This is a genomic window from Curtobacterium sp. SP.BCp (genome assembly GCF_051903255.1).
Lineage (GTDB): Bacteria > Actinomycetota > Actinomycetes > Actinomycetales > Microbacteriaceae > Curtobacterium.
The window spans coordinates 3,355,512-3,370,180 of the sequence record NZ_CP194338.1 but is presented as its reverse complement, the minus strand read 5'-3'; the positions used below and the strand labels follow the sequence as shown (position 1 = coordinate 3,370,180).

Genomic DNA, 14,669 nt, shown 5'->3' with positions numbered 1-14,669 from the left:
CGTCCGGTGCCGCTGGGCGCCCGCCCGGCCATGCGCCCTGCGGATTCTGCCCTGCGGAGACGTCCCGTGCCTCCCGGCCGCCAGCGCACCGCGCGTCCCGCGCGACCGCACCTGCCGCGCACCCCGCGTCCACCTGCCGGCGCTAGGCTGACCCGCGGCCGTTGTCTCGACATCGAGCGACCCTCGATGTGGAGTGTGGCGACCGGGTAACCGATGCCGATCGCACGGAACGTGCGGGAAGAAGAACAGCGTGGATCTTTTCGAGTACCAGGCCAGGGACCTCTTCGAGTCCTACGGCGTCCCCGTCCTCCAGGGGATCATCGCAGACACCCCCGAGGAGGCGAGGGCAGCGGCCGAGAAGATCGGCGGCGTGGTCGTCGTCAAGGCGCAGGTGAAGGTCGGCGGTCGCGGCAAGGCCGGCGGCGTCAAGGTCGCGAAGACCCCCGACGAGGCGTACGAGCACGCGCAGGCGATCCTCGGCCTCGACATCAAGGGCCACACCGTGCAGCGCGTGATGGTCGCCCAGGGCGCGGACATCGCCGAGGAGTTCTACTTCTCGGTGCTGCTCGACCGGGCGAACCGCTCGTACCTCTCGCTCACGAGCGTCGAGGGCGGCATGGAGATCGAGCAGCTCGCGGTCGAGAAGCCCGAGGCCCTCGCCCGCGTCGAGGTGGACCCGCTGACCGGCATCGACGCCGCAGCCGGTCGGGCGATCGCCGAGCAGGCCGGGTTCCCGGCGGAGCTCGTCGACAAGGTCGCCGACGTCTTCGTCAAGCTCTACGACGTGTACCAGGGCGAGGACGCCACCCTCGTCGAGGTGAACCCGCTCGTGCGCACGGGCGACGGACAGATCCTCGCGCTCGACGGCAAGGTCTCGCTCGACGAGAACGCCGACTTCCGGCACGAGGACCACAAGGCGCTCGAGGACACCGCGAGCGAGGACCCGCTCGAGGCCAAGGCGAAGCAGCACGGCCTGAACTACGTGAAGCTCGACGGCGAGGTCGGCGTCATCGGCAACGGCGCCGGACTCGTCATGTCGACGCTCGACGTCGTCGCGTACGCCGGTGAGCGCCACGGCGGAGTGAAGCCCGCGAACTTCCTCGACATCGGCGGCGGCGCCTCGGCCGAGGTCATGGCGAACGGCCTCGACGTCATCCTCGGGGACGAGCAGGTGAAGAGCGTCTTCGTGAACGTCTTCGGCGGCATCACCGCGTGCGACGCCGTCGCGAACGGCATCGTCGCCGCGCTCGGCATCCTCGGCGACTCGGCCACCAAGCCGCTCGTCGTGCGCCTCGACGGCAACAACGTGGAAGAGGGTCGTCGGATCCTGGCGGAGGCGGCGCACCCGCTCGTCACCGTCGCCGCGACCATGGACGATGCGGCCGAGAAGGCCGCCGAGCTCGCCGCGGCCGCGGCGTAAGGAGCCTGCAGAACAATGTCGATCTTCCTCAACAAGGACTCCAAGGTCATCGTCCAGGGCATCACGGGCGGTGAAGGCACCAAGCACACCGCGCTCATGCTCAAGGCCGGTACCCAGGTCGTCGGCGGCGTGAACGCTCGCAAGGCCGGCACGACCGTCACGCACGGCGACGTCGAACTCCCGGTGTTCGGCTCCGTCCGCGAGGCCGTGGACACCACCGGCGCCGACGTCTCGATCGTCTTCGTCCCGCCGGCGTTCGCGAAGGACGCCGTCATGGAGGCCATCGACGCCGGGGTCCCGCTCGTCGTGGTCATCACCGAGGGCATCCCGGTGCAGGACTCCGCGGAGTTCTGGGCGCACGCGAAGGCGAAGGGCGGCACGACCCGCATCATCGGCCCGAACTGCCCCGGCATCATCACGCCCGGTGAGTCCCTCGTCGGCATCACGCCGGCCACGATCACCGGGAAGGGGCCGATCGGGCTCGTCTCGAAGTCCGGCACCCTGACCTACCAGATGATGTACGAGCTCCGCGACCTCGGCTTCTCGACCGCCATCGGCATCGGCGGCGACCCGGTCATCGGCACGACGCACATCGACGCGCTCGCCGCGTTCGAGGCCGACCCCGAGACCGAGGCGATCGTCATGATCGGCGAGATCGGCGGTGACGCCGAGGAGCGTGCGGCCGACTACATCAAGGCGCACGTCACGAAGCCGGTCGTCGGCTACGTCGCGGGCTTCACCGCGCCCGAGGGCAAGACCATGGGGCACGCCGGCGCGATCGTGTCCGGCTCCGCGGGCACGGCCGAGGCGAAGAAGCAGGCACTCGAGGCGGCCGGCGTGAAGGTCGGCAAGACGCCGTCCGAGACCGCAGCGCTGCTGCGCGAGGTGGTCGCCGCCGCCACGGCGTAGCGGCTTCGTCGGACCGTCGGTCCGGAACAGCCTGGAGGCACGGTGCGGGTTCGCGCCGTGCCTCCCGTCGTTCCTGCCCCGCGGCACGTACCCTGGCCCGGATGAACCGCCTGGGAACCGCCGTGCTCGCCGCGATCGAGGGGATCGTGACGGTCGGTGTCGGCGTCGGGATCGCCCTCGTGCCGCTCACCCTGCTCTGGGGCTTCGAGTACGGGCTGCAGGTCGACTGGGACGTGTTCTGGAAGGCGAGCGGCAGCGTCTGGCTCGTCGGACACGGGGTCGACGTCACCTTCCTGCTGGGGGCGGCAGCCGCGAAGGCGTCGGGCGTGAGCGGGGCGTCGGCGCCGATCCACGTCACCCTCGCGGCCCTCGGGTTCGCGATCGTCACGGCCTGGCTCGGGGCCCGTGCCGGACGCCGCTTCGCCGAGACCGCCCACCGCACCACGGGCGTGCTCGTCGGCACTGCGGTCGTCGCCGTCCTCGGCCTCGCGGTCGCCCTGTCGTCGACCTCGGCCGCCACACAGCCGAGCACCTGGCAGGCGGTCGTCTTCCCCGCGCTCTGGTTCGGGATCCCCGCCTTCGTCGCTTCCGAGGTGTGCCGCCTGCGCCGGATGCTCCCGGCGGACGCGGTGTCGCAGCGGGCGATCGACCTCGTCGAGCGGGTCCCCGCGGTCTGGCGTGCCGTCGCCGGCTTCGGTCTCCGGGCCGGTACCGCCGCGACGGCCGCGGTCGTCGCCGTCGCCGGACTCGTGGTGGCGGTCCTGCTCTTCGCCTCCTTCGCCGAGGTGATCACGCTGTACGAGCGGTCGCACGCGGGGGTGGTCGGCGGGATCGCGCTGACGGTCGGACAGCTCGCGTTCCTGCCCGACCTCGTCGGTTGGGCCACCGCGTGGCTCGTCGGGCCGGGGTTCGCGATCGGCACCGGTTCGAGCGTCTCCCCGGTCGGCACGGTCCTCGGCCCCATCCCCGGCATCCCCGTCTTCGGCGCGCTGCCGGCGTCCGGGCACACCTTCGGGCTCGTCTGGGTCCTCGTGCCGGTCGTCGCCGGGTTCGCGGTCGCCGGACTCCTGCGACCCCGGCTCGTCCGGGCACTCGGTGACGCCGACTCCGCGCTGCACCGGGCACTCGGCGGCGTCGCGGCCGGGCTCGTCGCCGGCGTGCTCACGGGCGCGGTGGCGTGGGTGTCCTCGGGGTCGCTCGGGCCGGGGCGGCTCGCCGACGTCGGCCCGCACGCACTCGTCGTGGGGGCGTTCGCGGCCCTCGAGGTCGGGGTGCCGGCGATCGTCGCGCTCGCCGTCGGCAGCGACCTCGTCCGGCTGCCGGAGCGGCGAGAGCGCTGGACCGAGGCGGCGGAGGACGACGCGGACGCCGACGCCGACGCCGCCGAGGGATCGTTGATCGACGCGCTCGACCGCGCAGGCGCCGGGCGCACCACGGACGTGCACCGCTTCGTCGTCGAGGAGGTCCACGACCCCCACTCCACGCGCACCACCGGCGCAGCGGCAGCGGGCCCCTCCGCCACAGGGGCCGTCACCGAGCCGGTCACCGGGCTCGACGACGAGCGAGCAGGTCCCGTCCCGACGCCGACGGCCGATCGGGACCGGCCCGACCACGCGGACGACGAGGACGTCGAGCTGCCCGAGTGGGCGCGCACCGACGTCGTCGCCTCCGACCGGGTCGACCGCACGACCGCCACCGACGGCCAGCCGGCCTCCGCCGCCCTCGGGAGCGTGCGGGACCGCCTGCGCAGTGCGGCCGACGGGGTGCGCGGTGGCGTCCGTGACCGCGCGGCCGCGGTCCGCGACAGGATCGGCGGCGACCACGGCGGCGACCGCGTCGGCGACCAGCCCCTGCCGCTGCCGACCGCGCCGGGCACCGAGCAGCAGCCCGCGTTCCCGTGGAGCACGGAGGAGTTCGTCGCCGGACACCACGACGACACGGACGCGGTCGAGCGTGCCGAACCCGTGCACCCCCCGCACGACCCCCGGCGCGCCGACGGCACCCCCTCGCGCCCGAGGTGGGACCGCACCGACCAGATCCCCGAGGACGAGCTGCCCTGGTGGCGCAAGCCGAAGTCGACGGAGTAGCACGCTCGAGCGCCCCGCTAGGCTGGACCCCGTGCTCGAACTGGTCGTCCTGATCTCCGGTACCGGGTCGAACCTGCGGGCGCTGCTCGAGGCGACCACGGACGCCGAGTACCCCGCCCGTGTCGTCGCGATCGGGGCCGACCGCGACGCCGAGGGCCTCGGACTCGGCGAGGAGTTCTCGATCCCGACCTTCACGGTCCCCTACTCCCGGTACGCGAGCCGTGCCGAGTGGGGCGCCGCGCTCGCCGAGCAGATCCGCCCGTGGACGCCCGACCTCCTCGTGCTCTCCGGCCTCATGCGCCTGCTGCCGCCGGCCGTCGTCGCCGAGTTCTCCCCGGGGATCATCAACACCCACCCCGCGTACCTGCCCGAGTTCCCCGGCGCCCACGGCGTGCGTGACGCCCTCGCCGCCGGCGTCACGGAGACCGGCGCGAGCGTCATCGCGGTCGACGACGGCGTCGACTCCGGGCCGATCCTCGCGCAGGAGCGCGTCCCGGTGCTGCCGGGCGACTCCGAGTCGACGCTGCACGACCGCATCAAGCCGGTCGAGCGTCGCCTGCTCATCCAGACCGTCCTCGACATCGCCAACGGCAAGACCGACCTGAAGGGCCCCTCGAACGCATGAGCGTGCACGCCGCCGACCCCAGCCTGTACCGCGACCGTGACGTGGTGCCCGTGCGCCGCGCGCTCATCTCGGTCTCCGACAAGTCCGGCCTGCTCGAGCTGGCCGGTGCGCTCGCCGAGTCCGGCGTCGAGATCGTCTCGACGGGATCGACCGCGCAGACCATCCGCGACGCGGGCTTCGCCGTCACCGACGTCTCGAGCGTCACGGGCTTCCCGGAGTCGCTCGACGGCCGCGTGAAGACCCTGCACCCGTCCGTGCACGCGGGGCTCCTCGCCGACCTCCGCCTGGAGTCGCACGAGCAGCAGCTCGCCGAGCTCGGCATCGAGGCCTTCGAACTCGTGGTCGTCAACCTCTACCCGTTCGTCGAGACGGTGGCGTCCGGTGCGGACACCGCCACCGTCGTCGAGAACGTCGACATCGGCGGCCCGGCGATGGTCCGCGCGTCGGCGAAGAACCACCCGAACGTCGCGATCGTCGTCTCGCCGAGCTCCTACGCCGAGGTCGTCGAGGCCGTCCGCGCCGGTGGGACGACGCTCGACCTCCGGAAGCGCCTGGCGGCGCAGGCGTTCGCTCACACGGCGGCCTACGACACGGCGGTGGCCTCGTACTTCGCGACGGACGTGGTCGCGTCCGACGCGAGCAACGGTGACGACCGGGAGGCCCGTGCGGACTTCCCGGAGCACCTCACGGTCGACGCGGGGCTGGCCGCCACCCTCCGGTACGGCGAGAACGCGCACCAGCGTGCGGCGCTCTACCGCTCCGAGCACGGCACCGGCATCGCGCAGGCGACGCAGCTGCACGGCAAGGAGATGTCGTACAACAACTACGTCGACGCCGACGCGGCCGTCCGCGCCGCGTACGACTTCGCCGAGCCGGCCGTCGCGATCATCAAGCACGCGAACCCCTGCGGCATCGCGGTCGCCCCGACGGACGCGGCCGACCCGATCGCCTCGGCCCACGCTGCGGCGCACGCCTGCGACCCGCTGTCGGCGTTCGGCGGGGTGATCGCGGCGAACCGCCCGGTGACGCTCGGGATGGCCGAGACCGTCGCGGACATCTTCACCGAGGTCGTCGTGGCCCCGGCGTTCGACCCCGAGGCGCTCGAGGTCCTCTCCCGCAAGAAGAACATCCGTCTCGTGCAGCTCCCGGCCGACTTCGCGCTCGTCCCGCAGGAGGTCAAGCAGGTCTCCGGCGGCTTCCTCGTCCAGGACGCCGACCGCTTCGACGGGTTCGACCAGTCCACGTGGACCCTCGTGTCGGGCGAGCCCGCGGACGAGCAGACCCTCGCCGACCTCGCGTTCGCGTGGAAGGCGTGCCGTGCGGTGAAGTCGAACGCGATCCTGCTGGCGAACGCCGGCGCGAGCGTCGGCGTCGGCATGGGTCAGGTGAACCGGGTCGACTCGTGCCACCTCGCGGTCAGCCGTGCCGGTGACCGCGCTGCCGGATCGGTCGCGGCGTCCGATGCGTTCTTCCCGTTCGCCGACGGCCTGCAGGTGCTCCTCGACGCGGGTGTCCGCGCGGTCGCCCAGCCCGGGGGCAGTGTCCGCGACGACGAGGTGATCGCCGCCGCGAAGGCAGCCGGCGTCACGATGTACCTCACGGGTGAGCGGCACTTCTTCCACTGAGTCCATCAACCCGGAACGACCGGCAACTCCGGAAAACGCTTGCGCGCCACGTTCGACTGTGAATAGTCTGTAAGGCTCCGCGACAGGCACGCCGACGACCCAGCAGGACACTGCAGAGCGGTCGGCGGCACCGCGGGACACAACGGTGACGAAGACGACGACTGGAGTGACGATGCACACGACGACCGGAACCACGGCCATGGCAGCCCGTGCGGACATCGTGCGCCTCGTGGGGACCGCTCCCGACGCACGACCGCGGGTCGCACCCGCAGCCGTCGCGCCGTACCCGTTCCCGGGTACGCCCGCCGTCTCGGCACCGCTGTCCGCGTAGGGCTGCTTCCCACAGCCAGCGACGAGCCGTCGGTCTCCTCCGACGACCACGAGCACGCGACGAGTCGCCGGACGACCACCGGTGACGACGAGCACGGGCCTGCGCGAGCCCACGCCTGAACCCGGGGACCACCACGTCCCCGGTGCACTCCGACCGAACCGACGCCGCACGACCAGCGGCGGCGGACGGCCGCGACGCGACACCGCACCCGCCCGACCAGGGTGGCCACGGCCCGCGACGCGACCAACCGCTCGGCCGACGACCACCACGCAACGGACACCGTGCCTCCAGGCCGGCTGCTGCGACAGCAGCGACCGATCCGGGGGACCGGCACGACGCACGAGGACGCAGACCCCATGTCCAAGACGCCAGACCAGGCGCGCCCGTCCACCGACCGCCCCTCGACCTTCCGCGCCATCGCGCGGATCTACCCCTACGTGAAGCCGCACCAGCGGCGCCTCATCGGCGGCATGTTCGCCGCCATGGGTGCCTCGCTGGTCGCGCTCGCGATCCCCTACGTCCTGCAGTGGCTCGTCGACGGGCCGCTGTCCTCGAAGGACGCCGCACAGATCTGGCCCGCCGGGTTGGCCGTGCTCGCGCTCGGCGTGCTCGAGGCGTTCTTCATCGCCTCGCGCCGTCGGCTCGTCATGCGTCCGTCCACACGGATCGAGACGAGCATGCGGAACGCGCTCTACGCGAAGCTGCAGGACCTGCCGGTGGCCTTCCACGACCGCTGGGAGTCCGGCCAGCTGCTGTCCCGGTCGGTGTCCGACCTGTCGCTCATCCGCCGGTGGCTGGCGTTCGGCGTCGTCCTGCTCGTCGTCAACATCGTGACGATCGTGGTCGGCTTCGTCGTGCTGTTCACCTTCGGGTGGCTGCTCGGCCTGGTGTTCCTCGTCGCGTCGATCCCCCTGTGGATCAACGGCCTGCTGTTCGAGCGCAAGTACTCGGTCGTGGCCCGTCGCAGCCAGGACCAGGTGGGTGACCTCGCCACGAGCGTGGAGCAGTCCGTGCACGGCATCCGCGTCCTCAAGGCGTTCGGCCGCGGCCGGTACAAGCTCGACGAGTTCAGCGAGCAGGCCGAGGCGCTCCGCGGCACCGAGATCGAGAAGGCCAAGGCCGTCGCGGGCATCTGGCTCTGGCTGCTGCTCGTGCCGGACGTGGCGTTCGCACTGTGCCTCCTCGCCGGGATCTACCTGGCGTCGCAGGGGCAGCTCTCCGTCGGCCAGTTCTTCGGCTTCTTCGCGACGGCGACGGTGCTGCGGTTCCCGATCGAGTCGATCGGCTTCCTGCTCTCGATGACCTTCGACACCCGCACGGCGGTCGACCGCTTCTTCGAGGTCATGGACTCGGAGAACACGATCACCGACCCGCGGGAGCCGGGGACCATCGCGGAGCCGCACGGCGCGCTGTCCTTCAACGCGGTGCACTTCCGCTACCAGGACTCCGCCCCGCAGTACCCCGACCTCATCAACGGCGTCGAACTGCAGCTCCGTCCGGGCGAGACCATGGCGCTCGTCGGGCTGACCGGCTGCGGCAAGACCACGCTGCTCTCGCTCGTGCCCCGGCTGTACGACGTCACCGGCGGTTCGGTCACGATCGACGGCGTCGACATCCGTGACCTCACGCGCGAGGAGCTCCGGCGGCACGTCGGCGTCGCGTTCGAGGACGCCACGCTGTTCTCGACCTCGGTCCGGGACAACGTGCTGCTCGGACGGCCGGACCTGTCCGGCGCCGAGGCCGAGGCCGTGATGCGCGAGGCGCTCGACATCGCACAGGCGTCCTTCGTGGACGACCTGCCCGACGGTGTCGACACCCGGGTCGGGGAAGAGGGGCTGTCGCTCTCCGGTGGTCAGCGGCAGCGTCTGGCGCTCGCCCGTGCGATCGCCGCCCGCCCGTCGGTCCTCGTCCTCGACGACCCGCTGTCGGCGCTCGACGTCGACACGGAGGCCCGGGTCGAGGCCGGCCTGCGCCGCGTCCTCGCCGAGACGACGTCGCTCATCGTGGCGCACCGTCCGTCGACGGTGACGCTCGCGGACCGCGTCGCCCTCATGGAGAACGGCGTCGTCACCGCCGTCGGCACCCACTCGGAGCTGATGGCCACCAACGACCACTACCGCTACGTCATCTCCTCGCTCGACGAGGACGACGCCACCGCACGAGAGGAGGCGATGGCATGAGCCAGCAGGAACAGCAACTGCCAGCCCAGACGGCGGCGCAGTCGACCGACGCGCCCGACGTCGACGACGTCCAGCAGCCGGTCACCGCGTCGATCACCACGCTCGGTGTCCGTGGCGAGGAGCGCGACGACTTCACCAAGGCGGAGAGCAAGCGCCTGCGGCGTCGCTCCCTCGCCCTGCTCGGGTCGCTCGCGGCTCCGCTCAAGGCCCGACTCGTGCTGCTCGGCATCGTCGTCGTGGTCTCCACCGCGGGGACCGTGGCCGGTCCGGCGCTGATCGCGTGGGGCATCGACAACGCCCTGCCGGCGGTGCTCGACCGGAACGACTGGGTGCCGGCGTTCGGCGTCGTCGCGACGTACATCGTCGTGGCGATCGCCGGGGCCGTCCTGACCGCCTGGTACACCGTGCTGGCGGCCCGGATCAGCCAGGCGATCCTGTTCGACCTCCGCAAGCGGGTGTTCCTGCACACGCAGCGGCTGTCGCTCGAGTTCCACGAGACGTACACGTCGGGTCGGATCATCTCCCGCCAGACGAGCGACCTCGACTCCATCCGCGAACTGCTCGACTCCGGGCTGAACCAGCTCATCCAGGGCGTGCTCTACATGGTGTTCACGGCGATCGCCCTCGTGGCGCTCGACCCGACGTCCGGGCTCGTGCTCGCGGTGTCGCTCGTGCCCCTGTGGTTCCTGATCCGCTGGTTCCAGACGAACTCGCAGACGCTCTTCCGGGCCACCCGCGTCACCTCGGCCCGGGTGATCGTGCACTTCGTCGAGACGATGACGGGCATCCGGGCGGTGCAGGCCTTCCGCAAGGAGTCCCGCAACCGTGACGAGTACGGCCGCTACGTCGAGGACTACCGACTGGCGAACACGAAGGTGTTCAACCTGTTCGGGACCTTCGACCCGGTGCTCGTGCTCATCGGCAACGTCACGCTGGCCGCGGTCGTCGTCGTCGGCGGCTTCCGGATCGTCGGCGGGTCGCTCGAGGTCGGCGCGCTGCTCGCGGTCGCGCTGTACGCCAAGCGGTTCTTCGACCCGGCGCAGGAGCTCGCGATGTTCTACAACGGGTACCAGTCGGCCTCGGCCGCGATGGAGAAGATCTCCGGGGTGCTCGAGGAACGGCCGAGCGTGCCGGACCCGGTGAAGCCCACCCGCCTCGCCGACGCCAGCGGGAAGATGGACTTCGACGACGTCGTGTTCGCCTACAACGCGGACAAGGTCGTGCTGCCGGAGTTCGACCTGCACATCCCGGCCGGTCAGACGATCGCCCTCGTCGGGTCCACCGGTGCGGGGAAGTCGACGCTCGCCAAGCTCATGGCGCGCTTCTACGACCCGTCGGAGGGGTCCGTGCAGCTCGACGGGGTGGACCTGCGGGAACTCGACACGAAGGACATGCGCCGCGCGATCGTCATGGTCACGCAGGAGGCGTACCTGTTCTCCGGTTCGGTCGCGGACAACATCGCGCTCGGGAAGCCCGGGGCCTCCCGGGAGGAGATCGAGCGTGCGGCGAAGGCGGTCGGCGCGCACGAGTTCGTCATGGCGCTGCCGGACGGGTACGACACCGACGTGAACAAGCGTGGTGGCCGGGTGAGCGCGGGGCAGCGCCAGCTGCTCTCGTTCGCGCGGGCGTTCCTCGCCGACCCGAAGGTGCTCATCCTGGACGAGGCGACCGCGTCGCTGGACATCCCGTCCGAGCGGCTCGTGCAGGAGGGCCTCGAGACCCTCCTCGCCGACCGCACGGCCGTGATCATCGCGCACCGCCTGTCGACCGTCGCGATCGCGCACCGCGTGCTCGTGATGGAGCACGGACGCATCGTCGAGGACGGCGCGCCGGAGGACCTCATCGCCGGCACCGGACGGTTCGCCCAGCTCCACGCCGCCTGGCGCGACTCGCTCGTGTAGGTCCCCGCGGGCGTTGCACCACCAATCCGACGTCGAACCGTGCATCCGCGCGGGTTCGACGTCGGATTCGTGGTTCGACATGACAGGCTCGGGTCATGAGCAACGACAGCGTGCAGCCCGGCGGCGTCGCCCTGCGCGACCCCTTCTACGGCGCGCCCTTCGCCGAGGCCGTCCGACGGTTCTGGCGGAAGTACACCGTCTTCACGGGTCGTGCGTCCCGGGCCGAGTTCTGGTGGTGGTGGATCACGTCGCTCGCGATCGGCCTGGCGCTGCAGCTCGTGCCGCAGGCGTTCACCCCGGACTCGCCGCTGTTCGAGAACCCCGTCGGCTCGTACCTCTTCGTGCTCTGGGGCCTGGTCACCCTGATCGGCTCGCTCGCACTCGGTGCCCGACGGCTGCACGACGCGAACCTGTCCGGGTTCTGGCTGTTCGTGAACGTCGTCCCGGGGATCGGCACGCTCGTGTTCCTCGTCCTGTGCCTGCTCCCGGCGAACCCGAAGGGCGCACGCTTCGACCTCTGACAGGTTCGGCAGCGGGAACCCGCAAGAGTGGCCGGAGCAGGGGACGGACGCGGCAGGACCGACCTACTGTTCGCGTGTGACCCACACCCCGAGTGGCCCGGCGGCCCGCCTGCGCGAAGACTTCACGTACGGCACCGAGCACGTCCTCTTCAGCACGCTCCTCGGCTCGGCGCTCCTCCCACGGGTGGTCCGCCGCGGGCTCCTGAACCTCGCCGGAGCGCACGTCGGGTCCGGCCCCGGCGTCGGGTTCGCCCTCACGGGCTCGGCCCGGAACCTGACCATCGGCACCGGCGTCTTCTGCAACAAGCACGTCTCGATCGAGGCCGTCGCCCCCGTGACGATCGGCGACGACACCGCGATCGGCATGCAGGTGCTCATCGTCACGAGCCACCACGGCATCGACGCCGCCGGCGACTGGGACCGGACGGCCTCGGGTCGTACGGTGGCGATCGGCCAGCGGGTCTGGATCGGCGCCCGGACCATGGTGCTCCCCGGCGCCGTCATCGAGGACGACGTCGTGGTCGCTGCGGGTGCGGTCGTCGCGGGACACCTCCGCTCCGGCGGGCTCTACGCCGGCGTCCCCGCCCGACGCATCCGCGACCTGCGGCCGTCGGAGTCCGCCGGCGTGCCGGACGTCGCCGTGACGGCAGCGGTCGCGAGCGGATCGGGTGGACCCGTGCCGGGTCCGAGCGCGGCGGCCCGCGACGAGACCGGGCCCGGTACCGCGGTTCAGAACGGGTCGGTCGGGAACCCGGGATCCGTCGGGTCGTAGCCCTGGTCCGGTCCGGCGGTGGCGCGACCCGGCCGGGAGGCGCGGTGTGCGCCCGCCCCGCCCGTCACGTCGTCCGACGGGTCACCCGGGTCCGGTGACCAGCGCGCCCGACGCATGTCGAGCCTCCAGGCCGTGGCGCCGTGCACGAGCGGCGTGCCCTCCGCGCGGTAGTGCTCGAGCGCGCGCGCCTCGTGGTGGACGGGCGGGTGCCCGCCGGACCGCACCACGCGCCACCAGGGCAGGTCGGCGCCCTCGTGGGCCATCACCTTGCCGACCGCACGCGAGGCACGTGACCCGAGGACCGCGGCGACGTCGCCGTAGGTCATGACGCGGCCGGACGGGATGCTCCGGACCACCTCGGCGACGGCGGCACCGAAGTCGAACGCCGGTGACGGCTCGGCGCTCACGGGTGGGTCAGGGGTCACCCGAGCGTCAGGACCGCGAAGTGGTCGCCGTACTGTGTTTCGCGCACGAAGTCGAACCCGAGCGCACGGAAGAAGGCCTCGGGGCTGCCGCTGCCGCCGGGCTCGTACACGACGGTCAGACGCTCGAAGCCCCGACTGCGTGCCTCGTCCGCGAGGCCGTGCACCGCGAAGCGTCCGACGCCCCGGCCCTGTGCCGTCGCCGCGACGTTGACCCGCCAGATCGCGCTGCGCAGCTCTTCTTCCGGGTTGTCGGCGTCGAACGTGCCGATGATCATGCCGACGACCTCGTCACCGTCGAGCACGACGCGGGTCCACGCGGAGCTGGGCTTCACGTCCGACTCCGCCTGCCCGTAGGTGGTCGGCTGCACGAACTGTTCCTGCCCCGGCTTGAGCGTCAGGGAGTTGGCCGCGGCGGCGGTCGCTGCGGAGAGCTGTTCGAGACGGAGATCGGCCATGCGGTCAGCGTATCCGTGCCGCCAGTCCGGGGGCCAGCGAGCCGCGTGGACCGATACCGCAACGTTGTCACCGTGCAGGGCCCGGTCAGCGGGGCGGTATGGTCGCGACATGGCAGAGCACCGGCGCGGAGCGAACCTCCCGTCGATCGGGGGGTTCAACCGGACCGTCGTGCTCGACGCCGTCCGACGCTCGCCCGAGGGCCTCAGCCGGGTGGAGCTCGCCGGGCGCACGGGGCTCAGCGCGCAGACCGTCTCGAACGTGACCCGGTTCCTCATCGAGGCCGGCATGATCGTCGAGTCCGGCACCGTCGTCTCCGGCCGGGGCAAACCACGGACGATCCTCCGGCTCGAGGCCGGCAGCCGCTACGCGGTCGGCGTGCACGTCGACCCGGCGATCGTCACCTACGTCCTGCTCGACCTCGCCGGCACGGTCGTCGCGCAGAGCACCACGTCGACGCCCACCGCCGACGACCCCGCCGAGGTGGTCCGCACCATCGCCGACGCCGTGGACGCGCTCGTCGTGGGGGCGGAGGTCGACGTCGACACCGTCCTCGGCGTGGGCATCGCGAGTCCCGGACCGATCGACGCGGAGGCCGGCGTCGTCCTCGACCCGCCGTTCCTGCCACGGTGGCGCGACGTCCCGCTCCGTGACGCGCTCGCCGAGGCGACCGGCTACCCGGTGCTGCTCGAGAAGGACGTCACGGCCGCGGCGGTCGGTGAGATGTTCCTGGCGGGGGAGTCCGCCGCCCGCAACTTCGCCTTCGTGTACTTCGGCACCGGCTTCGGCGTCGGGCTCGTCCTCGACCACGAACCCGTGCGGGGCGTGGGCGCGAACGCGGGTGACGCCGGACACATCATGGTCGACCAGGGCCCCCTCGCCGGGACCCCGGACGGCTCCGGCACCCGCGGGGAGGTCGGCGCCGCGGTGGCCCCCGACCGTCTCGTGCAGATCGCAGCGGCCCGCGGGCTGGCGCTCGGCGAGGTCACGGACGCGGCCTCGGTCGACCGGGCGTGGGACGCGCTCGCCGCGGCGATCGTGGACGGCGACCCCGACGCGCACGCGCTCGCGGCGGACGCCGGCCGGGTCATGGGGAACGCGGCCGTGCTCATCGTGAACCTGCTCGACCTCGACCGCGTGGTCTTCGGCGGTCCGTTCTGGTCGCGGATCGCTGCGGCTGCGCTCCCGGCTGCGCGTGCGGCGATCGTGGCGTCGCCGCTCCTCGTCCCGAAGCACCCGATCGTCGTGGACGAGAGCGACCGCGGCGCCGACGTCGCTGCGGTCGGGGCGGCGTGCCTCGTGCTCGACGCCGCACTGTCGCCACGGGCGAGCACCCTGCTGATCCGGCGCTGACCGGGTGCCGACGCGCGGGGGACATGCCCGCGGAGGTGCTGTGAGGTCTGCTCGGTAAGAAGGCTGG

Annotated in this window: 12 protein-coding genes; 10 read left to right on the top strand and 2 right to left on the bottom strand. The window is 72.1% G+C overall.

What is annotated here, in order from left to right; genetic code table 11:
• Positions 1-250: 250 nt before the first annotated feature.
• From sucC to ACRQ4C_RS16065, 9 genes are all read left to right on the top strand, one after another.
• Positions 251-1,420: an ADP-forming succinate--CoA ligase subunit beta gene (sucC, locus tag ACRQ4C_RS16105; RefSeq protein WP_439689400.1), complete on the top strand. Its 1,170-nt coding sequence runs from the start codon at positions 251-253 to the stop codon at positions 1,418-1,420.
• Between the two features lie 15 nt (positions 1,421-1,435).
• Complete coding sequence (gene sucD, locus ACRQ4C_RS16100; RefSeq protein WP_439689398.1) at positions 1,436-2,329, top strand: succinate--CoA ligase subunit alpha; 894 nt, start codon at positions 1,436-1,438, stop codon at positions 2,327-2,329.
• A 101-nt stretch (positions 2,330-2,430) separates the two neighbouring features.
• On the top strand, positions 2,431-4,416 hold the full coding sequence (locus ACRQ4C_RS16095) for a cell division protein PerM (RefSeq protein WP_439689396.1): 1,986 nt from the start codon (positions 2,431-2,433) through the stop codon (positions 4,414-4,416).
• Between the two features lie 31 nt (positions 4,417-4,447).
• Positions 4,448-5,041, top strand: a complete 594-nt coding sequence (purN, locus tag ACRQ4C_RS16090) for a phosphoribosylglycinamide formyltransferase (protein WP_290133648.1) — start codon at positions 4,448-4,450, stop codon at positions 5,039-5,041.
• Positions 5,038-6,666 (top strand): bifunctional phosphoribosylaminoimidazolecarboxamide formyltransferase/IMP cyclohydrolase, encoded by a 1,629-nt coding sequence (purH, locus tag ACRQ4C_RS16085; RefSeq protein WP_439689394.1) that lies wholly within the window; start codon positions 5,038-5,040, stop codon positions 6,664-6,666. The genes purN and purH overlap by 4 nt, the downstream gene beginning before the upstream one ends.
• A 687-nt stretch (positions 6,667-7,353) precedes the next feature.
• Complete coding sequence (locus ACRQ4C_RS16080; RefSeq protein ID WP_439689392.1) at positions 7,354-9,177, top strand: ABC transporter ATP-binding protein; 1,824 nt, start codon at positions 7,354-7,356, stop codon at positions 9,175-9,177.
• Between the two features lie 92 nt (positions 9,178-9,269).
• Positions 9,270-11,078, top strand: a complete 1,809-nt coding sequence (locus ACRQ4C_RS16075; protein WP_439690922.1) for an ABC transporter ATP-binding protein — start codon at positions 9,270-9,272, stop codon at positions 11,076-11,078.
• Positions 11,079-11,173: 95 nt separating this feature from the next.
• A complete protein-coding gene (locus ACRQ4C_RS16070) occupies positions 11,174-11,599 on the top strand; it encodes a DUF805 domain-containing protein (protein ID WP_290133653.1) in 426 nt (141 codons plus the stop codon).
• A 76-nt stretch (positions 11,600-11,675) separates the two neighbouring features.
• A complete protein-coding gene (locus ACRQ4C_RS16065) occupies positions 11,676-12,371 on the top strand; it encodes an acyltransferase (RefSeq protein WP_439689390.1) in 696 nt (231 codons plus the stop codon).
• Here ACRQ4C_RS16065 and ACRQ4C_RS16060 read toward each other — a convergent pair.
• The gene (locus ACRQ4C_RS16060; RefSeq protein WP_439689388.1) at positions 12,329-12,796 is read right to left on the bottom strand and encodes an MGMT family protein; all 468 of its coding nucleotides are present in this window, start codon (positions 12,794-12,796) and stop codon (positions 12,329-12,331) included. The two genes, ACRQ4C_RS16065 and ACRQ4C_RS16060, sit on opposite strands and share 43 nt — an antisense overlap.
• On the bottom strand, positions 12,793-13,251 hold the full coding sequence (locus ACRQ4C_RS16055) for a GNAT family N-acetyltransferase (RefSeq protein ID WP_290133656.1): 459 nt from the start codon (positions 13,249-13,251) through the stop codon (positions 12,793-12,795). Before ACRQ4C_RS16055 ends, ACRQ4C_RS16060 begins: the two co-directional genes overlap by 4 nt.
• Positions 13,252-13,360: 109 nt before the next feature.
• Between ACRQ4C_RS16055 and ACRQ4C_RS16050 the strand changes: the two genes are divergently transcribed.
• Positions 13,361-14,602: an ROK family protein gene (locus ACRQ4C_RS16050; protein WP_439689386.1), complete on the top strand. Its 1,242-nt coding sequence runs from the start codon at positions 13,361-13,363 to the stop codon at positions 14,600-14,602.
• The last annotated feature ends 67 nt before the right edge of the window (positions 14,603-14,669 follow it).

Bases quoted from the DNA above. Each gene is read 5' to 3' on its own strand.
- ACRQ4C_RS16070 (WP_290133653.1), top strand. From the start codon at position 11,174: ATGAGCAACGACAGCGTGCAGCCCGGCGGCGTCGCCCTGCGCGACCCC.
- sucD (WP_439689398.1), top strand. From the start codon at position 1,436: ATGTCGATCTTCCTCAACAAGGACTCCAAGGTCATCGTCCAGGGCATC.
- ACRQ4C_RS16095 (WP_439689396.1), top strand. From the start codon at position 2,431: ATGAACCGCCTGGGAACCGCCGTGCTCGCCGCGATCGAGGGGATCGTG.
- ACRQ4C_RS16080 (WP_439689392.1), top strand. From the start codon at position 7,354: ATGTCCAAGACGCCAGACCAGGCGCGCCCGTCCACCGACCGCCCCTCG.
- ACRQ4C_RS16050 (WP_439689386.1), top strand. From the start codon at position 13,361: ATGGCAGAGCACCGGCGCGGAGCGAACCTCCCGTCGATCGGGGGGTTC.
- purH (WP_439689394.1), top strand. From the start codon at position 5,038: ATGAGCGTGCACGCCGCCGACCCCAGCCTGTACCGCGACCGTGACGTG.
- ACRQ4C_RS16055 (WP_290133656.1), bottom strand. From the start codon at position 13,251: ATGGCCGATCTCCGTCTCGAACAGCTCTCCGCAGCGACCGCCGCCGCG.